Genomic DNA, 25,834 nt, shown 5'->3' with positions numbered 1-25,834 from the left:
ACGGACCAGCGAACCAGCCCTTAGGGGACGACCGTCAGCCGCAGGTGCCTACGCCGGAACGATGTTCACCAGCTTCGGCGCCCGCACGATCACCTTGCGGATCCCGGCCCCGCCCAGCGCGGCGACGACCTTCTCGTCGGCCAGTGCCGCCTTCTCCAGCTCCTCCTCGGAGATGGCCGGCGACACCTCCAGCCGCGCCTTGACCTTGCCCTTGACCTGCACGACACAGGTCACGGTCTCGTCGACCACGTACGCCGGGTCGGCGACCGGGAAGTCCTGGTGCACCACCGAATCGGTGTGCCCCAGCTTCCGCCACAGCTCCTCGGCGATGTGCGGCGCCAGCGGCGCGACCATCAGCACCAGCGGTGCGGCGACGGAGCGCGGCACCGCGCCTCCCGCCTTCGTCAGATGGTTGTTCAGCTCGGTGACCTTGGCGATGGCGGTGTTGAACCGCATGCCTTCCAGGTCCCCGCGCACACCGTCGATCGCCTTGTGCAGCGCCCGCAGCGTCTCCTCGTCGGGCTCCCCGTCGACGACCGTCACCTCACCGGTGGCCTCGTCGACGATGTTGCGCCACAGCCGCTGCAGCAGCCGGAACTGGCCCACCACCGCGCGGGTGTCCCACGGCCGGGAGACGTCCAGCGGGCCCATCGCCATCTCGTACAGCCGCAGCGTGTCGGCACCGTACTCGGCGCAGATCTCGTCCGGAGTGACCGCGTTCTTCAGGGACTTGCCCATCTTGCCCAGCAGCCGGCTGACCTTCTCGCCCTGGTGGTAGTACGCGCCGTCGCGCTCCTCCACCTCGGCGGCCGGCACCGCGATACCGCGGCTGTCGCGGTAGACGTAGGCCTGGATCATGCCCTGGTTGAACAGCTTGTGGAACGGCTCCGCCGAGGAGACGTGCCCCAGGTCGTACAGCACCTTGGACCAGAAGCGCGCGTACAGCAGATGCAGCACGGCGTGCTCGGCGCCGCCCACGTACAGGTCGACGCCGCCGTGCGGCTGCCCCTCGCGCGGACCCATCCAGTACCGCTCGATCTCCGGGTCGACCAGCTTCTGGTCGTTGTGCGGGTCCAGGTAGCGCAGCTCGTACCAGCAGGAACCGGCCCAGTTGGGCATGGTGTTGGTCTCGCGCCGGTACTTCTTCGGCCCGTCACCCAGGTCCAGGGTGACGTTGACCCACTCCTCGTTGCGCGACAGCGGCGTCTCGGGCTGGGTGTCGGCGTCGTCCGGGTCGAAGGTGCGCGGCGAGTAGTCCTCGACCTCCGGCAGCTCCAGCGGCAGCATCGACTCGGGCAGCGCGTGGGCGACGCCCTCCTCGTCGTAGACGATCGGGAAGGGCTCGCCCCAGTAGCGCTGGCGGCTGAACAGCCAGTCGCGCAGACGGAAGTTGACGGTGCCCTCGCCGATGCCCTTGCGCTCCAGCCACTCGGTGATGCGCGCCTTGGCGTCGACGACGCCCAGGCCGTCCAGGGAGATCTCGTCGTTGGCGGAGTTGACGATCTTCGCGTCGTACGACGAGAAGGCGTCCTCCCATGTCGAGGTGTCCGTACCACGACCGTCGGTCGGCTCGACGATGCAGTGGATCGGCAGCTCGAAGGCGCGCGCGAACTCGAAGTCGCGCTGGTCGCCCGCCGGGACGGCCATGATCGCGCCGGTGCCGTAGCCCATCAGGACGTAGTCGGCGATGAAGACGGGGACCTGCTCGCCGTTGACCGGGTTGGTCGCGTACGCGCCGATGAAGACGCCGGTCTTGTCCTTGGCCTCGGCCTGCCGCTCGACGTCGGACTTCGAGGCGGCCTGCGCGCGGTACGCGGCGACGGCCTCGGCCGGGGTCGCATGGCCGCCGGTCCACACCTGATGCGTGCCCTCGGGCCATTCCTGGGGCGTGAACTTCTCGACCAGCGGGTGCTCGGGCGCCAGCACCATGTAGGTCGCGCCGAACAGGGTGTCCGGGCGCGTGGTGAAGACCGTGATGCGCTCGCCGTCGATCGGGAAGTCGACGCGGGCGCCCTCGGAGCGGCCGATCCAGTTGCGCTGCTGCAGCTTGATGGCCTCGGGCCAGTCCAGCTGCTCCAGGTCGTCCAGCAGCCGGTCGGCGTACGCCGTGATGCGCATGTTCCACTGGCGCAGCTTGGCCTTGAACACGGGGAAGTTGCCGCGCTCGGAGCGGCCGTCGGCGGTGACCTCCTCGTTGGCCAGCACGGTTCCCAGGCCGGGGCACCAGTTGACCGGCGCGTCGGAGGCGTACGCCAGGCGGTACTCACTCAGGACGTCGGCGCGCTCGGCGGCGCTCAGCTCGTTCCAGGAGCGCCCACCGGGCAGCGCGCGCTCGCCGCTGACGAACTGGGCGATCAGCTCGGAGATCGGGCGGGCCTTGTTCGCCTCGTCGTCGTACCAGGAGTTGAAGATCTGCAGGAAGATCCACTGGGTCCACTTGTAGTAGTCCGGGTCGATCGTCGCGAACGACCGGCGCTTGTCGTGGCCCAGGCCCAGCCGGCGCAGCTGGGACTTCATGTTCTCGATGTTGGTCTCGGTGGACACGCGCGGGTGCGTGCCGGTCTGCACGGCGTACTGCTCGGCGGGCAGGCCGAAGGCGTCGAAGCCCAGGGTGTGCAGGACGTTGTGGCCGGTCATCCGCTGGAACCGGGCGAACACATCGGTGGCGATGTAGCCCAGGGGGTGGCCGACGTGCAGGCCCGCACCGGAGGGGTACGGGAACATGTCCATGATGAACTTCTTGGGCTTGGCGACCGTCTCGGAGTCACCCGCCAGGTCACCCTCCGGGTTCGGTGCCGCGTAGACGCCCTCGGCGTCCCAGAAGTCCTGCCAGCGTGCCTCGATCTCGGCCGCCATGGTGGCCGTGTAGCGGTGCGGTGCGGCCTCCGCCGGCACGGCTGCGGCGGCAGCGGGGTTCGTCTCGCTCATGATCCTCAAAGCTCCATCGATCGTCTCTGCCAGCGGCTGTCACGTCAGGAAACGAAAAATCCCCTCGCACAGGAGGGGACGCCGCGCCGATTCCGGCCCACTCGGTTGACCCGGTGGCCGGGACTGATCAGCGCGGCCCGCTAAGCAGAAGGCGTACGGCACGCATGGCGCCAGGGTACCGCAGCCGTCGAGCGGCCCGCGACGGCCTTTCGGGCGCACCCCGGCACCGGGTGCCACCCCGGAAAGCTGAACCATGGTCAAAGATTACTTCGCGTAACCGCCACTAAGGGACATCACAACAAGCACATTGCCCTTTGATAACAGCGCAATAACTCAAACCCCGTACTCATCGGTATGGCTGCGCCTAGAGTGCGGCAACGGGACCGCATTCCCATACCGCTCGGAGTCACCCCATGGACCCTTGTCCTCACAGCAGCCCGCTTCCCCGGCCGGGCCGGCCGGCCCTCGAGGTGGCGGCCGCTGCCGTTCTGTTGTTCCCGCCCTTCGTCGTGATGTCGGGAGGAATGTCGTGACCACGGACGACAGCACGGCGGACGACTCGTTCGCGTATTTCCTCGACTTCGGCGCGGGCGTCCTGTCACTGGTCTGCCTCAGTTGCTCGGTGATCTGGGGACTCGTCGCCCAGGACCGGATCCTCCTCGACGCCCGCCGTCGGATCCTGGCGCAGGCGGTGCACCGGACCACCGCCGTCGCCTCGATCGTCTTCCTGCTGGTCCACATCGTGACCAAGCTGGCATTGGACCACACCACGTGGATCGCCGCGGTGATCCCCTTCGGGCTCCTCCTCGCCAACGACGACGAGGTCATGGGCAGGGGCTTCCTCATCGGACTCGGCACCCTGGCCGGTCTGTTCATGATCTTCGTGGCCATCACCGGCATCCTGCGCAACCGCTTCGCGTCCCCGGCGCCCGTCGCGGCACGTTGGCGGGCCATGCACATGCTCGCCTACCCGGCGTGGTGTGCGGCGCTGGTCCACGGGCTCTACGCGGGTCGCTCGGCAAAACCGTTCTTCGTGTTCCTGTACGTACTGTCCCTGATCGGCGTCGGGGCGGCCCTCGCGCTGCGCGCGGCGCCCCGCCCTGTCAAGCGCCGGGTCGCCGACCGGATCACCGCGCTCCTGGGAACCGAGCGGGCGCCCGGCCGGGAACAACTGGAGGAGAGCCGGGCCCGGGCGGGCGAGTCCGCGCTACCGGGCTACGAGAACCAGCGAGACTCCCAGCCGCGTACGGCGGCGCCTTCAGGACCGCTGTACGAGACCGCCGAGCGCCCTGCCCGCCCGGAACCAGCGAACGGTTTCTCGGCGGCGTACCGCGCCGTCTCGGCACCTCCACGCCCCCAGCAGTCCTTCGCAGCCGACCAGACCGCACGCATGGAGTTGCCGTTCGACGCACAGCCCACGGAGGCGCTCCCGCGCATGGACTCCGGCGGCAGCACGTCCGGATCCTGGCCGATCCCGTCCCCGCCCCCGGTCGGCGAGGCGCCCCCGTCGGCCTACGACCCTCTCCAGGACACGGGATACAACATCCCGGCCTATGGCAATCCGGACGCCGGCGGGTACGGCGGGAGTGATGTGTACGACACCGGTGAGTCGAACGCCCTCTATGACACGTACAACCCGAGTGACACGTACAACAGCGGTCCCGCCACTGAAACACTGCCCGGTGCGTCCTACGACTTCGACGCACCGGGTTCGGGCGAAGCTTGGAACACGCCTTCCGGAGGCTATAAGTGAACGAGGCCCTGCCCGACGTCCCAGAAGTCCGCGTGGTCGGTCTTCCCCAGCTCACGTCGGGCTTCGACCTTGTCGAAAGACTCGATCTGCCCATGCACCTGAAGGTGCACGGGCCGCTCGAACCCCTGGGCGGCGAGCAGCTCGCACAGCTCGCCGAACGCATCAACCTCAAGGGCCGCGGCGGCGCGGGCTTCCCCTTCCACAAGAAGCTGCGCTCGGTCGCCGAGTCGGCGATCAAGCGCGGCGTCCGGCCGGTGGTCGTCGTCAACGGCAGCGAGGACGAACCGGCCTGCCGCAAGGACACGGTGCTGATCAACCGTGCCCCCCATCTGATCCTCGACGGCGCCCTGCTGTGCGCCGAGGCACTGGGCGCCCGCACGCTCGTGGTGGGGGTCACCCGTGAGTCCACGCAACGCTCCATGGAGGCCGCGCTCGCCGAACGCGGCCTGAGCAACGGACGCCGATCGGCACTCCGCGCGCGCGTGCAGCGGAATCCGGTCCGTATGGTCACGGGAGCCGCCGCCTCCCTGATCCGCTCCATCGACGGCGGCCCGGCGATCCCGCCCGGCCGCAAGATCAGCGCCTCGCAGAGCGGCGTCGGCGGCGCGCCCACACTGCTGTCCAACGCCGAGACGTTCGCCCAACTGGCGATCGCCGCCCGCATCGGCCCGGAGCGCTACGGCAACACCGGACTGTATGACGAGCCGGGCACCGTCATGCTCACGGTCTCCGGCGCGGTCGCCCGCCCCATGGTGATCGAGGTCCCCACGGGCGTGCCGCTGCGCTACGTTCTCCAGCTGGCCGGCGCCCCGCCCGTCCCGCAGGGTGTGCTCACCGGCGGCTACCACGGCAAGTGGATCGACGCGGCGACGGTGAACGAAGCGATCGTCTCGCGCAATTCACTCGACGCGGTGGGCGGTTCGCTCGGTGCCGGCGCGATCCTGCCGATCAGTCAGGACACCTGCCCGCTCGGCGAGTCGCTGCGGGTGGCGCAGTGGCTGGCGGAGGAGAGCGCGGGCCAGTGCGGTCCCTGCTACCTCGGCCTGCCGGCCGCCGCGCGCGGCATGGAGGACATCCTCAACGGCGGCGGCCCGGCCGCCCTGGAGGCGCTCAAGCAGGTCGCCAAGAACGTGAAGCGGCGCGGCGCATGCTCGCACCCGGACGGCTCGGCGATGTTCCTGGAGTCGACCGTCAAGGCCTTCACCGACGACCTGGCGGCCCATGTCCTCGGAAACGGCTGCGGACGGCCCGTGCAGGGCGTTCTGCCGCTCTTCGAGGGGGGCAGGGCCCCGACGGGCATCCCGGGCGGCGGCGAGTCCGAGGAGAACGGTCCCAGCCGTCAGAAGATCTACGTCGACTGGACGCTGTGCCGGGGCCACGGGTTGTGCGCCGACATCCTCCCGGAGGTCTTCGAACTCGGCGCCGACGGCTTCCCGACGGTCGCGCAGGCCCAGGTCCCGCGCTACGCCGAGGCGAAGGCGCTGCGCGCGGTCCGCCGCTGCCCGGCCCTCGCCCTGCGCATCGAGGTGGGCACCCGCTCCCAGGCGCCCACCCGCAACAACCTCCCGGTCCTCTCCCAGGGCCGCGGCCGCCGCGCCCTCGGCCGCTGAGCACGCAGGAAGGGGCCGTCCCGTCAGGAACGGCCCCTTCAACTCCGGTCGCCCGTGCCGCGCTTGCCGCGCTTGCCGCGCAGAAAACGACGAGGGCGACCCGGTCCGCTTTCCAGCGGACGCAGGTCGCCCTCGCACTTGTGGAGCTAAGGAGAATTGAACTCCTGACCTCCTGCATGCCATGCAGGCGCTCTACCAACTGAGCTATAGCCCCTTGTATTGTTCCGCCCGGTTTCCCCGGCGGCGACGCCAACTTTACACGGTCCCCCCGGGGCATCACCAAATCGTTTCCGTTCTGCGCCGATACGACCGCTATGGTCGACCCCCGTGACCGTGATCGCGTTCTCCGCCGTCCACCGTCGGGTGCCGGTAGCCCTTACGGCGTGCCTCGTTTCCTTCGCGGCGTTCTGGATCGCCCAGCGGGCCGCGCACGTCTCGATGCTCGACCTGATGGTGTACCGGGCCGAGGGCGCGACCGTACGGGCGGGCGGCGATCTGTACGCGCTGCGGGCGACCTGGGCGCAACTGCCCGCCACCTACCCACCGTTCGCGGCCCTGCTGTTCACCCCGCTGACACTCCCCGACACGGAGAGTCTGCGCACGCTGGCGACGGCCGGGAACCTCGCCCTCCTTGTGGTGCTGGTGCGGCTGTCGCTGCGGCTCGTGGGGCACACGCGTGTGGCGACGGTCTGGTGGGTCTCGGCGGTAGCCGTGTGGTGCGAGCCGGTGTGGACGACGCTGCGGTACGGGCAGGTCAATCTGCTGCTCGCGGTACTGGTGCTGTGGGATCTGGCACGGCGTCCCGATCGCTGGGCGGGCCTGGGCATCGGGCTCGCGGCGGCCGTCAAGCTGACGCCCGCTCTGTTCGTCGTCTTCCTGCTCGCCACCGGTGTCGTGGCGCACCGGGGGCGGCGCAGCGGCCCTTGGCTGCGGCACGCGCGCGGGGCGGCGGTCACGTTCGCCGGCGCGACCGCCCTCGCGGCGGCCGTCCTGCCGTACGACTCCTGGCGGTTCTGGACCCACATGGTCTTCCGGACCGGCCGGGTCGGGTATGCCGAGGAGACGGCGAACCAGGCCCTGCGCGGCGTCCTCGCCCGGCTGCTGCACACGCCGGATCCCGGCGCCGTCTGGACTGCCGTCGCGGCCGTCGTGGCCGGGGCGGGGCTGGCGGTGGCGGTGGTGGCGGAGTTGCGGGGCGAGCGGGCGTGGGCGGTGACCTGCTGTGCGGTGACGGCGCTGCTCGTCTGCCCGGTGTCGTGGTCGCACCACTGGGTGTGGTGCGTGCCCGCGGTGCTCGTTCTGGCAGCGCGCGGACACCGTGCGGTTGCCGTCGGCACGCTGCTGGTGTTCTGCTCGTACGCCCTGTGGTGGGTGCCACATGGCCCGGGGCGGCCCGAACTCGACCAGGACGGCATCGAGTTCACTCTGTCGGGGCTCTACGCAGCCATGGGCTGCCTCTTCCTCGGGCTCGCCGCGGCCTCAGGAAGCAGGGGTCGCAGCAGAGGTCAGGCCGTCACGAACGAGTAGAACCGTTTGAGCGTGCAGTGCTCCTCCAGGAGGCGGCCGTAGATCGGCTCGCCCTCCAGTTCGCGGTACGTCTCGATCGGGTCGCCCTTTATGATCAGCGCCCGCGCGCATTCCTCGCACCAGTACTGGTAGTCGGGGTTCACCGGTTCCATGTCGCGGACGATCGGCGTGCCGCTGCCGCACCAGTCGCACTTCCGCCTGTGTGCACCCATCGATCAGCTCCAGCTGTGGCCGCAGGCCGTGCACACGTACGAGATGCCACCGTTGTCCCCGAGGACCTGGGCGACATGCGCGGAACCGCAGGAAGGGCAGCTGAGGCGGGTGATCGTGTCCCGTATCAACGCCGCTCCGCCGAGGAGGTGGCCGACCTCCTCGAGGATGCTCGCAGGCATCGCTACTCCCTCCCGTCGGGCCGCGCCCCCTTCCGGCCGTTTGATTCTGCCACGACCGGACCAATACGGTCAGCGACGCCTTGGTACCAGTCCGGACACGGCAGCCCGGGCGCGCCGCCCTAAGAGGTATACGCCTCCCGGGCCCGGACTGCTCAAGCGGGCGACAACGAAAAATCCCGCCCCCTGAGGGGGACGGGATTCGTCCGTGGAGCTAAGGAGAATTGAACTCCTGACCTCCTGCATGCCATGCAGGCGCTCTACCAACTGAGCTATAGCCCCTGGTGCCACGCGGCGGAGCCGCATGGTGTTCTGCCCCGCTCGGCGGGGCGAACAAGAAGAACTTTAGCCTGCGACCTGCCGGAAAGTGAAATCCGGGCCCCTGGTGGACTCCGCCGCTCAGTCGTCGTCGCCGAGCACCGGTTCCGGCAGTGTGCCGGCATTGTGCTCGAGCAGCCGCCAGCCGCGGGCGCCCTCGCCGAGGACGGACCAGCAGCAGTTGGAGAGCCCGCCGAGGCTCTCCCAGTAGCGGGACTCCAGGCCGAGGAGACGGCCGATGGTGGTGCGGATGGTGCCGCCGTGGCTGACCACGACCAGCGTGCCGTCGTCGGGCAGCTTCTCGGCGTGCCGGAGCACGACCGGGGCGGCACGGTCGGCGACCTCGGTCTCCAGTTCGCCGCCGCCGCGGCGCACCGGCTCACCGCGCTTCCACGCGGCGTACTCCTCGCCGTGCCGGGCGATGATCTCCTCGTGGGTCAGGCCCTGCCAGACGCCCGCGTAGGTCTCGCGCAGGGCCTCGGTGTGGTTGACCTCCAGGCCGGTGAGCGCGGCCAGCTCGGCGGCCGTGTTCGCGGCCCGCCTCAGGTCCGAGGAGACGATCGCGTCGGGCTTGAGGGAGGCCAGCAGCCGGGCGGCGCGGCGGGCCTGGGCCAGGCCGGCCTCGGTCAGCTCGACGTCGGTGGCGCCCTGGAAGCGGCGCTCCACGTTCCAGGAGGTCTGGCCGTGCCGCCAGAGGATGACGCGGCGGCCGCGGCCCGGCTTCGCGCCGGTCACCTCCCCGGTGGCGCTCACCGCCACTCACCACCCGTCTCGGCGGCCTCCTCGGCGGCCTGCAGTTTGGCGTGCTCCTCGGCCTTGCCGCGGGTGGCCCGGGCGTCGGCGGGCAGCTCGAGCTCGGGGCAGTCCTTCCACAGCCGCTCCAGGGCGTAGAAGACCCGCTCCTCGCTGTGCTGGACGTGGACGACGATGTCGACATAGTCCAGCAGCACCCAGCGGGCCTCGCGGTCGCCCTCGCGGCGCACCGGCTTGGCGCCGAGTTCCTTCTGGAGCCGTTCCTCGATCTCGTCGACGATCGACTTGACCTGGCGGTCGTTGGGCGCGGACGCCAGCAGGAAGGCATCCGTGATCGACAGCACATCGCTCACGTCGTAGGCGATGACGTCGTGCGCGAGCTTGTCGGCGGCCGCCTGGGCGGCGGTGTTGATGAGCTCGAGAGATCGGTCTGTTGCGGTCACTACATGGCTTTCCGTCGGCGGTCACTTGTCCTCAAGGGTCTCACGGACCGCCGACGGCACCCCACGCGATTAACCGGCCGAGGCCGGCTCGTAGTCCTGCCCGAGCACCACCGACACGTTCGCGTTCGCGGAGACCTTGCCCTTGACCACCGCGTCCTCCGGCAGCCCCAGGGTCTTGGCGACCTCGGTGGCGTTCTCCTTGTCGGCGGCGTCCGCGTAGGTGATCTCGGAGGTGGTCTGGGCGCTGCCTGCCGTACCGGCCTCCAGGAAGGTGAAGCCGCCGTTGAGGAGGACCACGCGGGCCTTCTCCGTGTTGTCCTTCACACCGCTGGCGTTCCGCACGGAGACCCGGACGGCCGCGTCCTGGTCGGGGCTCTTCGCGGTGCCGCCGAGGACGTCCTTGACCACGCTGTCACTGGCCTGCGCGCTCAGTGTGCCGTCGGTCTGGACGGGCAGCATGGCCGTCTTGTGGTCGCCGCCCTTGGCGAGGTCGGAGAGGCCCGCGAGGAAGGTCCCGAGGTCCTTGTCGGTGAGCGACGGGTCGAGGATCTGCGCGAGGGTCTGCACGGTGGTCGTCGCGGCCTGGGCGTCGGAGGACATCTTGCGCAGCACGCCCTGCATGACCTGCCCGAACCGCTCCAGCTGGGCGTTCTGGGCCTCGCCGGAGGCGCGGTAGGTGGCGTAGGCGACGGCCATCTTGCCGCTGAGGGTCTGGCTCTCGCCCTTGCTGACGAGGGGCGCCTCGCCCTTCTTCTTGGCCTCGGGGTCGGGCACGTCGGCGTTGGTGTCGATCTCGATGTTGCCGACGAGGTCGACAAGGTTCTGCAGGTAGGGGGTGTCGAGGCGCCAGGTGCCCTGGATCGAGGTGCCGAGGACGGTGTCCAGGGCCTCGCGGGTGCCGGAGGAGCCGTCGTCCTCGACCGACTTGGCCAGGGTCGTCGTGCCGTCGTCGCCGGTCAGGGCGAGGGCATTGGGCAGCAGGACGGTGGTGCCCTGCTTGGTGGTGGTGTTGTCGACGAGCAGCGCCGTGGAGGTGCCACCCTTCTTGGTGTCGTGCAGGTGGACGACGATCACGTCGCGTTTCTGCGCGGTCGCGGTCGTCGTACCGCCGGTCTTGTCGTCGGACGACGACAGTCCGGGGAGCTTTCCGGCGTACCAGAGGTAGCCGACGCCGCCGGTCGCGGCCAGCGCCAGGACGACGACCAGGGCGATGAGGCGGCTACGGGCGCGGCGCCGGGCCTCCTCGCGGCGCTCGGTGCGGTTCTCGGTGAACTTCAGCCAGTCGATGACGTCCTCGGAGTCCCCGTCGGGGTCCTCGACGAAGGCGAACTGCTCGGTGCGGTAGTCCCGGTCGTCCCGGTCGTCCTGGTACTCCCGGTCGTCCTGGTACGCCGGGTCGCCCCGGTGATCCCGGTCGTCCCGTACGGGTTCCTCGACCGGGCCCGCCTGCTGCGGGATGTAGGCGGTCTGCTCGGCGACGCGGGGCTGCCGGCCGGTCCCGTACGGGTCGTACGACGGCACCGGCTGCTGCTGCCCCGTCCCGTAGGGGTCGTACGGGGGTACCGGCTGCTGCTGGCCCGTCCCGTAGGGGTCGTACGGGGGTACCGGCTGCTGCTGGCCCGTCGCGTACGGGTCGTAGCCGTGACCCTGCTGTGTGTAAGGGTCGTACGGCTGCTGTGGGGACGGCTGCTGCGGCGCCTGCCGGTACACAGGCCGGCCGTACTCGTCGTAGCCGACGAGCTCGTACTGGTCGCCCCCGTAACCAGCGTCGTATCGGTCGTTCACCGGTGCCCCTCTCGGCTCACTCGCCGCGGTACAGCTCTCGTTTGGCGATGTAGCGCACGACTCCGTCCGGCACCAGATACCAGATGGGGTCGCCCTTGGCGACTCTCGCACGGCAGTCCGTGGAGGAGATGGCGAGGGCGGGCACCTCGATCAGGGAGACGCCGCCCTCGGGGAGCCCGGGGTCGTTGAGGTGGTGGCCGGGCCGGGTCACGCCGATGAAGTGGGCGAGGGAGAACAGCTCCTCGCTGTCCCGCCAGGTCAGGATCTGGGCGAGGGCGTCGGCGCCGGTGATGAAGAACAGGTCCGTGTCGGGGTTGAGCGCGCGCAGATCGCGCAGCGTGTCCACGGTGTAGGTGGGACCACCGCGGTCGATGTCGATACGGCTCACCGAGAACTGGGGGTTCTCGGCGGTCGCGATGACCGTCATCAGGTAGCGGTCCTCGGCCAGGGAGACCTTGCGGTGGGTCTTCTGCCACGGCTGCCCGGTGGGCACGAACACCACCTCGTCGAGGTGGAACTGCGCGGCGACCTCGCTCGCCGCGACCAGGTGCCCGTGGTGGATCGGGTCGAACGTTCCGCCCATGACGCCGAGGCGGCGTTTGCCGCTCGTGGTGTCATATGCCGGACCGGTAGGCATGTCCTGCTCTCCCATGCGTGCAGACCCTACCGGCCCGGTCTGTGGACTCAGCGGTCGCGGTTGAAGCGGGTGGTGATCCACAGCAGCAGCATCAGGGCGAGGAACGCGCCGCCACCGGTGACCAGGGGGTTGATGCTCTCGTGGTTGCCGCTGTGCTCCTCGCCCTCGGCGGCGAGGGTGACCAACTGGGCTGCGGCGCTGTGGAAGCTCATCTTCGGCAGGACCTATCGCGTGTGGGCGGAAGAGACGTCGGCTCATCGTATGCGGGCGCCTCGGTCGCGATCACCCCGACTCCGCCGTCGGGCAACCTTCCGGGGCACTCAGTCGTCCTCCCGCTTGTAACCCCGAAGCAGGAACCAGGCGGTCAGCACACAGCCGACCACCATCACGATCAGTACGACCCGGAGAAGATTCCCCGCCCCCTGCTGCTGGGCGGCGCTCGCGGCCTCGGTGAGCCAGACGGCTGCGGGGTGGTGCTCCATGGTGCGGGACTCCTTCGCTGTACTGCCCGTCCACGGTATCTCCGCCTAGGCTGGGCCTTGCTTCGGGGGCGTACAAGAAAGCGCAAAGACAACAGCGCGCGGACAACAGCGCGCAGAACACACAGGGCACACCGACGCACATGGGGGAAGACATGTCCGACGACGGCCACCAGCAGCACGGGCACGAGCACGTGCCGAGCCGGCAGCGCAGGCGCTTCCCGGGAATCTCCTCGCGTGCGTACGAGCATCCGGCGGACCGCTCCGCCCTGGTCGCGCTGCGCAAGCTGAGCGGCTTCGACACGGCCTTCAAGGCACTCAGCGGCCTGCTGCCCGAGCGGAGCCTGAGGCTGCTGTTCCTGTCCGACTCGGTGCGCGTCTCGGACCGGCAGTTCACCCACCTCAACGACATGCTGCGGGACGCCTGCTACATCCTGGACCTGGAGAAGGTCCCGCCGATGTACGTCAACCAGGATCCGCAGCCCAACGCGATGTGCATCGGCATGGACGAGCCGATCATCGTCGTCACGACCGGGCTCGTCGAGCTGCTCGACGAGGAGGAGATGCGGGCGGTCATCGGCCACGAGGTCGGCCACGCCCTGTCCGGGCACTCCGTCTACCGCACCATCCTGCTGTTCCTGACCAACCTCGCCCTGCGGGTGGCCTGGATTCCGCTGGGCGGCGTGGCGATCATGGCGATCGTGACCGCGCTGCGCGAGTGGTTCCGCAAGTCGGAGCTGTCCGCCGACCGCGCGGGACTGCTGGTCGGCCAGGACCTCCAGGCCTCGATGCGCGGCCTGATGAAGCTCGCGGGCGGCAACCACCTGCACGAGATGAACGTGGACGCGTTCCTGGAGCAGGCCGAGGAGTACGAGGCCGGCGGCGACCTGCGCGACTCCGTGCTGAAGATCCTCAACACGCTGCCCCGCAGCCACCCCTTCACCACCGTGCGCGCGGCCGAGCTGAAGAAGTGGGCGGCCTCCCGCGACTACCAGCGGATCATGGACGGCCACTATCCGCGGCGCGACGAGGACAAGGAGACCTCGGTCTCGGACTCCTTCCGCGAGTCGGCCTCGCACTATGCGGGCCATGTGCGCGCCTCGAAGGACCCGCTGATGAAGCTGGTCACCGACATCGCGGGCGGCGCCGGCGACCTGGGCAGCCGGGTGCGGCGCGGCTTCGGCGGCTTCACGGGCGGCTCCGCCGACACCCCGCCCAAGGACCAGCCGCCGCGCGACTAGGACGGTCCGGCGTTCACCTTGGGCTGGGCGCTGTCCGCCAGTGTCCCGCACAGGGCCGTCGCGCCGTGCGGGGCGTACGGGTCCGTGCCGGCCGGGCCGCCGGCCTTCGGGGTCTGGCCGGCGAGCAGCGGGCGCAGCCGGCCGGCGGCGTCCTCGGCGCAGGACAGCGGGCCTGCCTGGACGTGCGAGCCGACCAGTTGGGCCTGGTGCAGACGCAGGTCGTCGCGGTCGAAGCGGAAGTGCAGCTCGCGGCGGACCGTGAACAGCGACGCCTCGGCCTTTGCACCGGCGTCGGCCGGTCGCAGCGCGTACACGAAGGTGTGGTCCGCGGTGACCTCGAGGCTGGCCGAGTCGGCCTCGGTGACCTGCAGGGTGCCCTGCACCCGGATCTCGCGGTCGGTCAGTTCGGCGTGGGCGGGGTCGAAGCGCACCAGCCAGCCGGTGGGAGCGTGCCGGCCGTCGGCGGAGGGCACCTCGAAACTGCGGTCGAACTGGTCGAGTTGGCCGGGGTCGAGCAGGACCCGCACGGGCCGGACCTGCTCGCCGGTGAGTACCTCGGGGTAGAGCGAGGAGCGGACGATGTAGTCCTTGGCAGTGGTCAGGGCGGTGACGACCTGGCCGTCCGAGAAGTTCGCGGTGCGCCGGGCGGCGGGCAGCGGTATGCCCTCGGCGCCGGTGCGGAACTGCGCGGCGGGACTGTTGACGTACAGCTGTTCGGGGTCGGTGGCGCCGGGCACGCTGCCCTGCGGGGCGAGCGGGATGACGGTCATCCGCAGGGGCTCTACGGGCTGGCGGGCCTGCGGGGTCTGGTAGGGGTGCCGTACGCCCATGTAGATCGCGGTGCCGAAGGCGAGGGCGATCAGCACGACCAGGACGAGCGCCTGCCGGGACAGTCCCCGGCGCAGGGGCGGCCGGCGGCGTACGGCGGGCGCGTGGTCGGTCAGGCGCTCCTGCGCGGAGAACTCCTGGAGGCGGGCAGCGCGGACGAACGACTCGTCGAAGACGACGGATCGGTATTCGTCCTCCGCACCGTTGGAGGCGCCGTCGGGTGTCCCCTCGGGTGGTTCTCCAGGCCCGCCCATAACTTCAGAGTAGGTCTCCCGAAGCTCCGGTAAACGCCCTGCTACGCCACAACTTCTGACAGGTACTCACCAGAATGGCGCATGCCTGCGCAGGGCGCGTTCAGGGCGTGCGCGGAACCGCGGAGACGGCCGGCTGGGAGTAGTCGGCGGAGGCGGAGGGGGCGGCCGAGGTGCCCTGCTCCAGGCCGGTGGAAGCGGGCGGCGGGACCTGGTCCTGGCGGCCCGAGGAGGCGCCCCGGTAGACCGCGGCGAAGGCCAGCGCGACCATGCCGATGCCCATCACCAGGGCGAGCAGCCAGGCGACCGGGCGGTGCCAGCGGACCTGCTTTGCGTACGGTCCCGGCATGCCGTCGCGGCTGTCGAGGAGCTCGGGGTCGTCCAGGTCGTCGAAGTCCGGGTCGCGGCCGAAACCGGGGTCGTCGGCGCCGTATCCGTCGTCGTACCGCTCGCCTCTGCCGTGTGTCCGGCGGGCCTCCGCCTCGGAGGCCTCGGCTCTGGCCTGCGCGGCGGCCAGGAGGCGTTCGACGGCGGTCGGCTCGTGCACCACGGCCGCCTGTACGAAGGCCTCGTCGAATACCACGGAGGCGAACTCTTCGTCCGACACCCCGCGGTCGTGGTCGTCGTCGGGCTCCCAGCCGTCAGGGAACGGCGTGCCCCCCACGTCCTCCGGCACGGATCCAGAGTAGACCTGGGGGGTCAATTTGGGCAGACAGTATGGAAATTCATCCGCCTGCTGAGACGTCTCCGCCGGGGCACGGACGCGACCCGGGGGCGCGTGTCCGCCGCATATGCCGGTGCCGCGCTCCTCAGCGCCTTACGTGTCCGTCCCCGGTGACGATGTACTTCGTGCTGGTCAGTTCGGGCAGTCCCATCGGGCCGCGTGCGTGCAGCTTCTGCGTCGAGATGCCGATCTCCGCGCCGAAGCCGAACTGGCCGCCGTCCGTGAAGCGGGTGGAGGCGTTCACGGCGACCGTGGTGGAGTCGACCAGCTGGGTGAAGCGGCGGGCGGCCTGCTGGGAGGTCGTCACGATGGCCTCGGTGTGACCGGAGGTCCACAGCCGGATGTGCTCCACGGCCTTGTCGAGGGAGTCGACGACGGCTGCGGCGATGTCGTACGACAGGTACTCGGCCTCCCAGTCCTCCGGGGTGGCCTCGACGACGGTCGCCTTGGTGTCCTTGGCGTACGCCAGCACCCGCTCGTCGGCGTGCACGGTGACCCCGGCCTCGGCGAGGGCGTCCAGCGCGCGCGGCAGGAACTCGGCGGCGATGGCCCGGTGGACCAGCAGCGTCTCGGCGGCGTTGCACACGCTGACCCGCTGTGCCTTGGAGTTGATCAGGATCTCGAGGGCCATGTCGAGGTCGGCGTGGGCGTCGACGTAGACGTGGCAGTTGCCGGTGCCGGTCTCGATGACCGGGACCGTCGACTCCTGGACGACCGTCTGGATCAGCGAGGCGCCGCCGCGCGGAATCAGCACGTCGACCAGTCCGCGGGCCCGCATCAGCTCGCGCACGCTCTCGCGGCTCTCGCCGGGCACCAGCTGTACGGCGTCGGCGGGCAGCCCGGACCCGCCCACGGCGTCGCGGATGACCCGGACGAGGGCGGTGTTCGACTCGTACGCGGAGGCCGAACCGCGCAGCAGCACCGCGTTGCCGGACTTCAGGCACAGAGCGGCGGCGTCCACGGTGACGTTCGGCCGGGCCTCGTAGATGATCCCGACGACGCCGAGCGGGACACGGACCTGGCGCAGGTCGATGCCGTTGGGAAGGGTGGAGCCGCGGACGACCTCGCCGACCGGGTCGGGCAGCGCGACGACGTCCCGCACGTCGGAGGCGATGGCCCGTACGCGCTCCGGGGTCAGGGTCAGCCGGTCGACGATGGCCTCGCTGGTGCCGGCCTCGCGGGCCTTGGCGACGTCCTTGGCGTTGGCCTCGACGATTTCGCTCGTACGGACCTCGAGCGCGTCCGCGATGGCGAGCAGCGCGTCGTCCTTCACGGCCCGGGGCAGCGGCGCGAGGTCGGCGGCGGCGGCCTTGGCACGGTAGGCGGCCCGGGTGACCGGGGTCATGGAGTCGTACGGCGAGAGCGTGGTCATGAGGGAAGGGTAGTGCGCCGGACGGGACCGTTCATCGAGCGTTCCACACCCCGAGACAGGCCCGAATGCCCTCAAAAGGGGTGGACGCCGACCGGGCTGGCCGGTGGCGGGCCGTAACCCTCGGAGATGCGCTGGTGGTAGGTGGCGCGGTCGATGACCTCCAGGCCGACGATCTCCCAGGGCGGGAGCCCCGCGGTCTGCCGGTGCTCGCCCCACAGGCGCAGCGCGACGGCGGCCGCGTCGTGCAGATCGCGGGCCTCCTCCCAGTATCGGATCTCCGCGTGGTCGTCGGCGTACCGGCTGGTCAGCAGGAAGGGGTGGTCGTGGGCGAGCTGTTCCAGGGCGCGCCGCAGCTCTTCGACGGGGGCGGCCTCGCCGGAGACACTGAGGGTGATGTGCCACAGGCGGGGGATGTCCTCGGGCTCCTCGCCCGCGTACCGCTCCCCGGCTGCGACGCTGGTGAGGGCGCGCTCCTCGCCGGCGGTGCGGCGGCCGGTGTCGCGGGAGGGGGAACCGCCGCGGGACGCCGCTGCCCCAGGGCGTACTCGTCTCACGACGGCCTCCTTTGCGCGGTGTCGAGCCGGGGTCGAGCCGTGCTCGTGCGGGATGTGCCTGAGACAAAGTTGAGCAGGCCGCCAGGGTTTGCGGGGCCGTTTTGCGCAACGTCCACCTCAGGACGGGCGCTTTTTGCGGGGCGTTCCCCCCGTTTTCGGCCTGCGCCCCGCGCTTCACCGGCTGAGGATCACCCCGTCGTCGTTCCTCACCGGTGGAGGAGCACCAGATCGTCCCGGTGGACGACCTCCCGCTCGTAGGCCGGTCCCAGATCCCGGGCCAGTTCCCGGGTCGAGCGGCCTATCAACTGGGGGATTTCCTTGGCGTCGAAGTTGACGAGCCCGCGGGCCACCGCGCGCCCGGCGCCGTCACGCAGTTCGACGGGGTCGCCCGCGCTGAACTCGCCCTCGACGGCGGCGATTCCGGCCGGCAGCAGTGACTTGCGGCGTTCCACGACCGCGCGCACGGCGCCGTCGTCGAGGGTGAGCGAGCCCTGCGGGGCGGAGGCGTGCTGGAGCCACAGGAGCCGGTCCGCGGAGCGCTTGCCGGTGGGGTGGAAGTAGGTGCCGGTGTCCTGGCCGGTCAGCGCGTCGGCCGCGTGGATCGCGCTGGTGAGCACCACGGGGATGCCGGCGGCGGCGGCGATCCGGGCCGCCTCGACCTTGGTGACCATGCCGCCGGTGCCGACGCCAGCCTTGCCGGCGCTGCCGATCTCGACCTGTGCGAGGTCGGCCGGCCCCGCCACCTCCGCTATCCGCGAGGTGCCGGGCTTGGCGGGGTCGCCGTCGTAGACGCCGTCCACGTCGGAGAGCAGCACCAGCAGATCGGCCCGTACGAGGTGGGCGACGAGCGCGGCGAGCCGGTCGTTGTCGCCGAAGCGGATCTCGTCGGTGGCGACCGTGTCGTTCTCGTTGACGATCGGCAGGGCGCCCATGGCGAGGAGCTTGTCGAGGGTGCGGGAGGCGTTGCGGTGGTGGGCGCGGCGGCTCATGTCGTCGGAGGTGAGCAGGACCTGGCCGACGCGGGTGCCGTAGCGGGCGAAGGATGCGGTGTAGCGGGCGACCAGGAGCCCCTGGCCGACGCTGGCGGCGGCCTGCTGGCGGGCGAGGTCCCTGGGGCGGCGGCGCAGGCCCAGCGGGGCGAGTCCGGCGGCGATGGCGCCGGAGGAGACCAGCACGATCTCCTTCTCCCCTTGGCTGCGCACCTTGGCGAGGACGTCGACGAGTGCGTCGACCCGGTCGGCGTCCAGACCTCCGGACGCAGTGGTCAGCGAGGAGGAACCCACCTTGACGACGATCCTGCGGGCCTCGTGCACATCCTGCCTTGCCGCTGCCACCTTGCTGTCTGTCCCCTCGCGTAGGTTCGGCTGCCCCGCACGCAATCTACGCGCAGGGGAACGGGAGCCCCGCATCGGTCCAGCCTCCGGACAGGCGGGCGTAGCCGTTTGCTCACGGTTCGCATACGGCAAAAAGGTTGTACAGGTTGTCTATGGCAATAGAAGACAGAGCAAACTTATTCTGAACGCTGTGTCATCTCAAGATCGCCGCGTGCAGCGCATTCTCCTCAGATCGGGGAAGAGCCCCTTCGACGTCGTACCCGTCGAAGAAGCCCTCCACCGGGACGTGATCGGTACCAACTCCGGCAACCTGATCTTCAGCGACGCCGCACACAAGATCCTCCAGACGCCGCGCACCGAGGTGGTCTCGAACGGGATTCAGACCAACGTCGCCGCGGCCGGACGGATCAACGAGCAGTACGACGTCTTCGTCGTCCCCCTGGCGAACGCCTTCCGCCCCTCCTTCGAGCCCATGCTGAAGCGGCTGACCCGGCTCATCACCCAGCTCCGCATCCCCGTGGTCGTCGTGGGCGTCGGCGCACAGGCGGGGCTGGACTACGACCCGTCCCGGCTGAAGGCCATGGAGCCGAGCGTGCGGGAGTTCGTGTCGGCGGTGCTGGACCGCAGCGCGTCCATCGGGGTGCGGGGCGAGTTCACCGAGAAGTACCTCAAGGACCTGGGGTTCCGGGACGTCGAGGTCATCGGCTGCCCGTCGCTGTTCATGTACGGCAAGGACCTCGCCGTCCACAAGGACGCACCCGCCCTGACCGCAGCCTCCCGCGTCGCGGTCAACGGCTCGCACAGCGCGGTGAAGTCGCAGGGCCTGGACCGGGTCATCGCCCGCGCCCACCAGCGCTATCCGCATCTGCGTTTCATCGGCCAGAACCTCTCCGACGCACGGCAGCTGCACTGGCGGGAGGTGGCGGGACCAGACGGTCTGGTCACCGCGATGCCTACGCACCCGGACCACCCGATGTACCGGGAGGACAAGGTCCGCGTCTACATCGACCCCGTCACCTGGATCGACGACCTGCGCGACTTCGACTTCTCCTTCGGCTCACGCATCCACGGCAACATCGCCGCGCTGCTCGCGGGCACCCCCGCGACCGTGCTGTGCGGTGACTCACGGACGCTGGAGCTGTGCCGCTACTTCGACATCCCGCACCGCACGATCGACGACCTGCCCGAGGACCTGGATCCGGCGCAGTTGTACGAAACGGCCGACTTCGGTGCGTTCATGAGCGGTCACCAGGAGCGGTTCGAGCGGTTCACGGGATTCCTGAGCCGGAACGGGCTGGACAACACGTTCACGCACAGCGACGGGGGCGCGGCCTTCGAGGAGCAGCTGCGTGCGCTGCCCTTCCCGGCAGGCGTCCGCCCCTGGATAGACACGGACATCGCCTCGCTCGCCTCCCGGTTCGGCTGGCTGCAGAGCCGGATGAGTGAACTGGCCGCGGACAACGCCAAGCTGAAGAAGGAGCTGGCGCAGTCCCGGGCAACCGAGAAGCCGGCCGCCCAGAAGCCCGCGCCGAGCACCACCTCCGTCTACCGCAAGGCCCGCAAGGTGGTGGGACGCCCACTGCGACGCGCGTTGCAGTCCGGACGGCAGTAGACCGTCACCGGGATCTGCGGGACGAGGCGGAGGGACTTCCCCCGCCTCGTCCCGCTTTTCATGCCGCAGCCGCCCGTCCACCGGGCGTGGACGAGCGTGACGTCAGCATCCGCCGCGCCTTGCGCACCGCCCTGCGCAGCAGGGACTCGGCGCCCCCCTCGCGGTACCCCGGGAAGGGGCGGGCCTCGTGCGGCTCGGCGAGGTAGACGGAGTCGGGGACACCGGCCGCGCGGTCGCGGAAGTGGGGGTAGGCCAGGTACAGGCGGCGGCCCTTCTTCTCCAGGAGAGCCGTCGGCTGTTTCTTGGCCTTGAGGAACTGCAGGACGTCCACGAGGAGTTCGGGCCGCTGCTCGGCGACCAGATGCAGCCGCAGCCGCTCCTGGACCTTGATACGGCGCCCGATCCCGTCCCGCCAGTACGCCTCCATCAGCGGCTTCGCCAGCTCCATCTTGTGCCGCCGCACCTCCTCGCTGTCCGTGAGGAACTTCGGCCCGAACTGCGGCAGCAGCGTGACCAGGAAGGGGCGGACCATCAGCGCGTCGCGCCGCTCACCCGCCGGGACGAGGTCGGCGATCAGCTGCATCAGGGCGCACGCGGAGTCGAAGCGCAGGGTGTAACTGCCGCTCTTCGTCACGTGCTTGCCGTCCTCGCGGCCCACCAGGTAGTAGCAGGTGTAGTCGGCGAGCACGGAGACGCCGTTCGCCCGCAGATACGCCTCCATCGTGAACAGCGCGTCCTCGCCGGTCCACAGGGACTCGTCGAACCGCATCCCGTGCCGCTCCAGCAGCTCACGGCGGAACAGCTTCTGCGCGCTGAGCGTGAACTTGATCTTGGACGAGAAGACGTCCGTACGCTCCAGCGTCCTGCCCCACATCGACTTGGGCGCCGAGCGGTTGACGCCCACGACCCGGCCGAGGACCACATCGGTGCCGTTGCGGTCGGCCATGGCGACCATCCGCTCCAGTGCCTCGGCGCCCAGTCGGTCGTCGGCGTCGAGAAAGAACACGTACCGCCCGGCCGCCTTGCCCAGGCCGACATTGCGCGGGCCGCTGGGCCCGCCGGAGTTCTCCTGCCGGATCACCGTGACCGACATGGGCGCGCGGGCCGCGAACTCCTCCAGGTACTCCCCCGTACCGTCGGTCGACCCGTCGTCGACCGCGATGACCTCGATGCGCTCCGGATCGATGGTCTGTGCCTCGACCGACGCCAGGCACTCGACCAGATACGGCATCGCTTCGTACGCCCCGATGATCACACTGACATCAGGCTGCGTCACGGTCACATTTCCCCCCAGTTAACGGAAGATTCCTCCCGTATCTCCTCTATCGCTTCTTAATAGACGGTGCACTGGGGCAAGCGGTTGCCCTGGTCAGCCATGTTGGTGACTCAAGTCACAGTACGAGCGGAGGGGCCAAAACGTTCGGCCCCCGAGAAGCATGTGCTTCTCGGGGGCCGACAGGGGGTACGGGTGGCCGGTCAGCGCGCCGGTTGTTCGGCGTCCTCCGGCTCGACCTCCTCCACGGCACCGGCCGCGGCCCGGGACTCCTGGCCGAGGTTGCGGGTCTCGGCCTTCAGCGTGAGGTTCGCCACGGCGGTGTTGAACTGGTCGATGGACTTCGGCTCGTCCGGTCCGAGCAGGTACCGCTTCAGCTCCCCCCGGTCCTCGGCCAGCGGGTCGGCCGCAGGCTCGCGCACCGCCGCCAGCAACTCGCCCAGTTCGGCGGCACTGTTGGACAGGATCGTGGCGGCGCGCACCGCGGTGTTCTGCCGCTTGAACTCCTCCACGCCCAGCTCCGCGGAGTCCGTCACCGCGTACGGCTTGCCGCTCGCGATGAAGTCGGAGACCACGCTGGAGATGTCGGAGACCATCGCGTCGGAGACGTTGAAGCAGTCGTACAGACGCGGCTCGGCGCCCGTGATGACCCGGTGCTCGTACGCCGGGAAGGAGCGCCAGTAGGCGTTGTCCCACTCGGCGCGCAGCCGGGCGATCTCCTCGTGCTTGCGTACGTCGATCAGGCCGTCGCGGGTCGCCTCGGCCTCGTCGCCCTTCTCGCCGCCGGCGCCGGACAGTTCGGCGAGCCGGGCCTCGATCCGGGCCAGCTCGGCCCTGGCGGCGGCCTGCGCGGCTGCGTCGGTGGGGAAGCGCGGGTCGGCGGCGCGCTCGGCGGCGGCCTGCTCGACCAGCGCCGTGATGCGCCGGTGGGCGGCGCCGGCCTCCTTGCTGACGGTGCCGGTGAAGGGGTGCGGCTTGTACAGGACGCGGACCGGCGGGTCGGCCTTCACCAGCTTCTTCACGATGTTCTCGCCGGCGAGCACGAGCGAGGTGTTGCCCGGGTTGCCGTCCCAGCCCTCCCAGGTGGGCGCATAGAGCACCGTGGGGCAGCGTCCATCAGCGGCTCCGCCGCGGGGGCCCTCCGGCACGCCCTGCCAGGTCTCGATCGGCGCCAGCTGCGGGCGGCCGACCTCCACGATGTCGTCGTCGCGGACGCCGACGTCGGCGATGGCGTACCGGTCGCGGCCCGCCCGGCCGGCCGTCCACACCTCGTCGTACACCTTGCTGAACGGGTTGACGCTGGCCAGCTTGTCGCTGTCGCCGTGGCCGATGAAGACGTGCTTCATGGTCGGGACGCGCAGCATGTGGATGTTCTTGCCGACGTTCGCCGCGTACAGCGCGACCCGCACCGTGGACAGGTCCATGTTCATCAGGTGCACCCCTCCGGGCACGCAGATGACGGGGACCGTGGTGGGCGCCATGCGCTCCAGGATGGCCCGCTCACGCAGGATGATCAGCGGCCTGGAGTCCAGCTGCTCCATGGTCTCCAGCCACATGTTGACCTGGTACGCCGAGTCCTTGGAGCCGGAGAAGTACAGCACCGTCTCGGGCCGGTACTCGCGCAGCCAGTCGTCGACGGCGGCCAGGACGACCTCGGCGCGCGGCGGGATCCGGCGGCCGCGGACGTACGGCATCAGGGCGAGGACGTACCCGCAGCCCAGGGCCAGCGTCACGCCGATGCCGACGAAGCCGGCCACGGCCGAGTCGACGGCGGCCGAGACCAGCACGCCGACGACCGCGGCGAGGTCGATGTGGAGCATCTTCTCGGCCGAGCGGTGCAGCAGCCGGCGCGGCGGGGCGTCCGGGATGCGGACGCGGGAGGCCAGGTCGACATTGCGGGTGGCGACCGGCATCCGGCGGCGGTTGCGGATCAGGGTGACCAGGGCGCCGTGCGGGGCCTGGAGGCCGTAGAAGGCGATGAAGCAGGCGATCGCGCCGTAGAAGATCAGGTCGTCCGAGAGGGACAGCCGGGCCAGCAGCAGCACCAGAAGCAGCTGCCGGATCAGGAAGCGGATCGACAGACCGGCCCGGACCTTGCTGAGCCGGTTGATCAGGTAGCTGCCCTTGCGGTGCAGATAGTGGTCCGCCAGATACGTCGCGGCGGCCGCGGCCGCGAAGGCGGGAACGCTCGGGACGAGCGCGGCCAGCATGAGCACCGGGAAGCCCAGCATCATGAGGGCCGCCGCGGCCAGCTCGGCCGCGCTGCCCACCCGGGCGACGCGTATAGCGGTGGAAATCACTTGGGAAACCTGCTCTTGAGGGGGATGCCGGTTTTGTTCGCCTACGGTTCAGGCCTCTGCGAACAACCCGTGAACGGGCGCACACAGAGGCCTGAATTACCGAAATCTAATGGGCGTCAATTATTACACGCCGTCCTGACGGTCCAGGACGGCGGCCAACGCCGCCTCGAAGCCGGAGGCCCTGCTCGCGTCGGCCGTCGGGTCCTGCTGGCGGACGTCGATGACATGGCCGGTCAGCTCGGACAGCAGCACGTCGAGCGAGGTGCGGGCCACGGCCTCGGAGGACAGCAGCGTGCCCGCCGGCTCCTGGCCGAACGCCTTGGTGCGCATCGGGGTGGCGGTGCGCTCCGGGTTGATGCAGTTGACGCGGATGCCGTCGCCGGCCCACTCGTCGGACAGGGCCTGGGTGAGGTTCACCATGGCGGCCTTGGTCGAGGAGTAGAGGCTGTACTCGGCACGGCCGCGGGTGTAGCTGCTGGAGGTGTACAGCAGCAACTGGCCCTTGGTCTCGGCGAGGTACTTGTACGCGGAACGGGCGATCTGCACCGGCGCCAGGTAGTTGACCTTCAGCGCCTCCTCGATGGTGGCGTTGTCGGTCTCGGCGAGCTTGCCGATGCGCAGCACGCCGGCGGTGTTGACGACGTAGTCGATGCGCCCGGTCTCGGCGTACGCCTTGGACAGCGCGTCGTCGACCTCCTCCGGGTTCTCGACGTGCGTGCCGGTGGTGGAGCGGCCCAGCGCGTAGACGTTCGCGCCGTAGGACTCGGCGAGTTCGCAGATGTCCTTGCCGATGCCGTACGAACCGCCGAAGACGACCACGGTCTTGCCGGTGAGCAGCTCGCGGTAGGCCTCCTCGCCGTTCTGCTCCGGCGCGGCCGTGGAGGCGAGCTGGAACAGCTTGTCGGCGATGAAGACGTCGACGGGCTGGGTGACCTTCATGTTGTACTCGTCGCCCGCGACGACGTGGATCGGCACGTCCGGCAGGTACTTGAGCACGACCGTGCAGTCGTCCGTGGCCTGGAAGTTGGGGTCGCCGGCCGCGACCTCGTAGGCCCGCTTGATCGTGGACAGCTTGAAGGCCTGCGGGGTCTGGCCGCGGCGCAGCCGGGAGCGGTCCGGGATCTCGGTGATGAACTCGCCGTCCTCGCCGTGCGTGCGGGTCACGATGATGGTGTCCGCGGACGGGATGGCGACGTCGACCGCCTGGTAGCGCTCGAGTGCGGCCACGCAGTCGTCGATGACGCGCTGCGACAGCAGCGGGCGGACGGCGTCGTGGAAGAGGACGTTGAGGTCCTCGCCCTCGGCCAGGCCCTCGCCGAGGGCGGAGATGGCGCGCTCGGTCGTCTCGTTCCGCGTCGAGCCGCCCTCGATGATCCTGGAGACCTTCGTGAACCCGGCCTTGGCGACGATCTTCTCCACGTCGGGCACATAACCCGGCGCCATCAGCACGATGATGTCGTCGATCGAGTCGGCCTTCTCGAAGGTGGTCAGAGTGTGCTCGATGACTGCCTTGCCGGCGATCTTCAGCAGCTGCTTGGGGATCGACAGACCCACGCGCTGACCGGTGCCGCCGGCCAGGATCACTGCGGTGGTACGGGGCTTGGCTATGTGCTGTGACACAGGTGACCTACCTTGTGGCGACTGGGAACTTGGAAATGGTCCCACTTGGGGTTACCGCAGTGCAAGGTGAGCGTCCCCGGCTGCATATGTGCGCGCAACCTGT

At 70.0% G+C, this 25,834-nt stretch carries 21 protein-coding genes, 2 tRNA genes and 1 pseudogene; 5 read left to right on the top strand and 19 right to left on the bottom strand.

All coding sequences use genetic code 11. The features are described from left to right. Positions 1-48 precede the first annotated feature (48 nt). A complete protein-coding gene (gene leuS / locus ACKTSN_RS31270) occupies positions 49-2,928 on the bottom strand; it encodes a leucine--tRNA ligase (RefSeq protein ID WP_409472168.1) in 2,880 nt (959 codons plus the stop codon). A 529-nt stretch (positions 2,929-3,457) separates the two neighbouring features. Here leuS and ACKTSN_RS31265 point away from each other — a divergent pair. Beyond that, the gene (locus ACKTSN_RS31265; protein WP_409472167.1) at positions 3,458-4,681 is read left to right on the top strand and encodes a cytochrome b/b6 domain-containing protein; all 1,224 of its coding nucleotides are present in this window, start codon (positions 3,458-3,460) and stop codon (positions 4,679-4,681) included. Continuing rightward, on the top strand, positions 4,678-6,291 hold the full coding sequence (locus tag ACKTSN_RS31260; RefSeq protein ID WP_409472166.1) for an NADH-ubiquinone oxidoreductase-F iron-sulfur binding region domain-containing protein: 1,614 nt from the start codon (positions 4,678-4,680) through the stop codon (positions 6,289-6,291). Before ACKTSN_RS31265 ends, ACKTSN_RS31260 begins: the two co-directional genes overlap by 4 nt. Positions 6,292-6,432: 141 nt before the next feature. On the opposite strand, the gene ACKTSN_RS31255 is transcribed toward ACKTSN_RS31260, so the two are convergent. Beyond that, positions 6,433-6,505, bottom strand: a tRNA-Ala gene (locus ACKTSN_RS31255). Positions 6,506-6,618: 113 nt separating this feature from the next. Here ACKTSN_RS31255 and ACKTSN_RS31250 point away from each other — a divergent pair. Further along, positions 6,619-7,818, top strand: coding sequence for a glycosyltransferase 87 family protein (locus tag ACKTSN_RS31250; protein ID WP_409472165.1), 1,200 nt, complete (start codon positions 6,619-6,621; stop codon positions 7,816-7,818). Here ACKTSN_RS31250 and ACKTSN_RS31245 read toward each other — a convergent pair. The 9 genes from ACKTSN_RS31245 to ACKTSN_RS31205 form a co-directional block, all read right to left on the bottom strand. Then, positions 7,797-8,030, bottom strand: coding sequence for a hypothetical protein (locus ACKTSN_RS31245; protein ID WP_003976229.1), 234 nt, complete (start codon positions 8,028-8,030; stop codon positions 7,797-7,799). The two genes, ACKTSN_RS31250 and ACKTSN_RS31245, sit on opposite strands and share 22 nt — an antisense overlap. A gap of 3 nt (positions 8,031-8,033) precedes the next feature. Then, positions 8,034-8,210: a hypothetical protein gene (locus tag ACKTSN_RS31240; protein WP_129802364.1), complete on the bottom strand. Its 177-nt coding sequence runs from the start codon at positions 8,208-8,210 to the stop codon at positions 8,034-8,036. A gap of 206 nt (positions 8,211-8,416) precedes the next feature. Then, positions 8,417-8,489: transfer RNA gene (locus ACKTSN_RS31235), tRNA-Ala, on the bottom strand. A gap of 117 nt (positions 8,490-8,606) precedes the next feature. Beyond that, positions 8,607-9,284 (bottom strand): histidine phosphatase family protein, encoded by a 678-nt coding sequence (locus ACKTSN_RS31230; protein ID WP_409472164.1) that lies wholly within the window; start codon positions 9,282-9,284, stop codon positions 8,607-8,609. Continuing rightward, positions 9,275-9,721 carry a ribosome silencing factor gene (rsfS, locus tag ACKTSN_RS31225; protein ID WP_409472163.1) on the bottom strand — a complete coding sequence of 149 codons (447 nt, stop codon included), beginning with the start codon at positions 9,719-9,721 and terminating at the stop codon, positions 9,275-9,277. The genes ACKTSN_RS31230 and rsfS overlap by 10 nt, the downstream gene beginning before the upstream one ends. Positions 9,722-9,790: 69 nt before the next feature. Then, positions 9,791-11,506, bottom strand: coding sequence for an LCP family protein (locus tag ACKTSN_RS31220; RefSeq protein WP_409472162.1), 1,716 nt, complete (start codon positions 11,504-11,506; stop codon positions 9,791-9,793). A gap of 16 nt (positions 11,507-11,522) precedes the next feature. Beyond that, the gene (nadD, locus tag ACKTSN_RS31215; protein ID WP_409472161.1) at positions 11,523-12,158 is read right to left on the bottom strand and encodes a nicotinate-nucleotide adenylyltransferase; all 636 of its coding nucleotides are present in this window, start codon (positions 12,156-12,158) and stop codon (positions 11,523-11,525) included. Positions 12,159-12,190: 32 nt separating this feature from the next. Next, complete coding sequence (locus ACKTSN_RS31210) at positions 12,191-12,355, bottom strand: hypothetical protein (protein ID WP_409472160.1); 165 nt, start codon at positions 12,353-12,355, stop codon at positions 12,191-12,193. A 108-nt stretch (positions 12,356-12,463) separates the two neighbouring features. Next, positions 12,464-12,625 (bottom strand): hypothetical protein, encoded by a 162-nt coding sequence (locus ACKTSN_RS31205; protein ID WP_409472159.1) that lies wholly within the window; start codon positions 12,623-12,625, stop codon positions 12,464-12,466. A gap of 140 nt (positions 12,626-12,765) precedes the next feature. Here ACKTSN_RS31205 and ACKTSN_RS31200 point away from each other — a divergent pair. After that, a pseudogene (locus ACKTSN_RS31200) lies at positions 12,766-13,860 on the top strand (M48 family metallopeptidase); the annotation flags it as partial. Here the strand turns inward: ACKTSN_RS31200 and ACKTSN_RS31195 are convergent. From ACKTSN_RS31195 to proB, 5 genes are all read right to left on the bottom strand, one after another. Continuing rightward, the gene (locus ACKTSN_RS31195; protein ID WP_409472158.1) at positions 13,860-14,945 is read right to left on the bottom strand and encodes a hypothetical protein; all 1,086 of its coding nucleotides are present in this window, start codon (positions 14,943-14,945) and stop codon (positions 13,860-13,862) included. The pseudogene ACKTSN_RS31200 and the gene ACKTSN_RS31195 sit on opposite strands and share 1 nt — an antisense overlap. Before the next feature lie 100 nt (positions 14,946-15,045). Beyond that, positions 15,046-15,645 carry a hypothetical protein gene (locus ACKTSN_RS31190; protein ID WP_409472157.1) on the bottom strand — a complete coding sequence of 200 codons (600 nt, stop codon included), beginning with the start codon at positions 15,643-15,645 and terminating at the stop codon, positions 15,046-15,048. Positions 15,646-15,751: 106 nt separating this feature from the next. Then, positions 15,752-17,038: a glutamate-5-semialdehyde dehydrogenase gene (locus ACKTSN_RS31185; RefSeq protein WP_224736810.1), complete on the bottom strand. Its 1,287-nt coding sequence runs from the start codon at positions 17,036-17,038 to the stop codon at positions 15,752-15,754. A 71-nt stretch (positions 17,039-17,109) separates the two neighbouring features. After that, on the bottom strand, positions 17,110-17,592 hold the full coding sequence (locus ACKTSN_RS31180) for a hypothetical protein (RefSeq protein WP_409472156.1): 483 nt from the start codon (positions 17,590-17,592) through the stop codon (positions 17,110-17,112). Positions 17,593-17,798: 206 nt separating this feature from the next. Next, positions 17,799-18,926, bottom strand: coding sequence for a glutamate 5-kinase (proB, locus tag ACKTSN_RS31175; RefSeq protein ID WP_409472155.1), 1,128 nt, complete (start codon positions 18,924-18,926; stop codon positions 17,799-17,801). A 211-nt stretch (positions 18,927-19,137) separates the two neighbouring features. On the opposite strand from proB, the gene ACKTSN_RS31170 reads away from it, so the two are divergent. After that, positions 19,138-20,538 (top strand): polysaccharide pyruvyl transferase family protein, encoded by a 1,401-nt coding sequence (locus tag ACKTSN_RS31170; protein WP_409472154.1) that lies wholly within the window; start codon positions 19,138-19,140, stop codon positions 20,536-20,538. A 58-nt stretch (positions 20,539-20,596) separates the two neighbouring features. On the opposite strand, the gene ACKTSN_RS31165 is transcribed toward ACKTSN_RS31170, so the two are convergent. The 3 genes from ACKTSN_RS31165 to ACKTSN_RS31155 all read right to left on the bottom strand — a co-directional run bounded on the left by ACKTSN_RS31165 (position 20,597) and on the right by ACKTSN_RS31155 (position 25,731). Beyond that, positions 20,597-21,820: a glycosyltransferase family 2 protein gene (locus tag ACKTSN_RS31165; RefSeq protein WP_409472153.1), complete on the bottom strand. Its 1,224-nt coding sequence runs from the start codon at positions 21,818-21,820 to the stop codon at positions 20,597-20,599. A gap of 194 nt (positions 21,821-22,014) precedes the next feature. Then, positions 22,015-24,111 (bottom strand): hypothetical protein, encoded by a 2,097-nt coding sequence (locus tag ACKTSN_RS31160; RefSeq protein WP_409472152.1) that lies wholly within the window; start codon positions 24,109-24,111, stop codon positions 22,015-22,017. Positions 24,112-24,234: 123 nt separating this feature from the next. Next, on the bottom strand, positions 24,235-25,731 hold the full coding sequence (locus ACKTSN_RS31155) for a D-ribitol-5-phosphate cytidylyltransferase (protein WP_409472151.1): 1,497 nt from the start codon (positions 25,729-25,731) through the stop codon (positions 24,235-24,237). Between the last annotated feature and the right edge of the window lie 103 nt (positions 25,732-25,834).

Origin of the sequence: Streptomyces flavusporus (assembly GCF_046267975.1) — a bacterium.
Lineage (GTDB): Bacteria > Actinomycetota > Actinomycetes > Streptomycetales > Streptomycetaceae > Streptomyces > Streptomyces flavusporus.
This window is presented reverse-complemented; position numbering and strand designations above follow the sequence as displayed.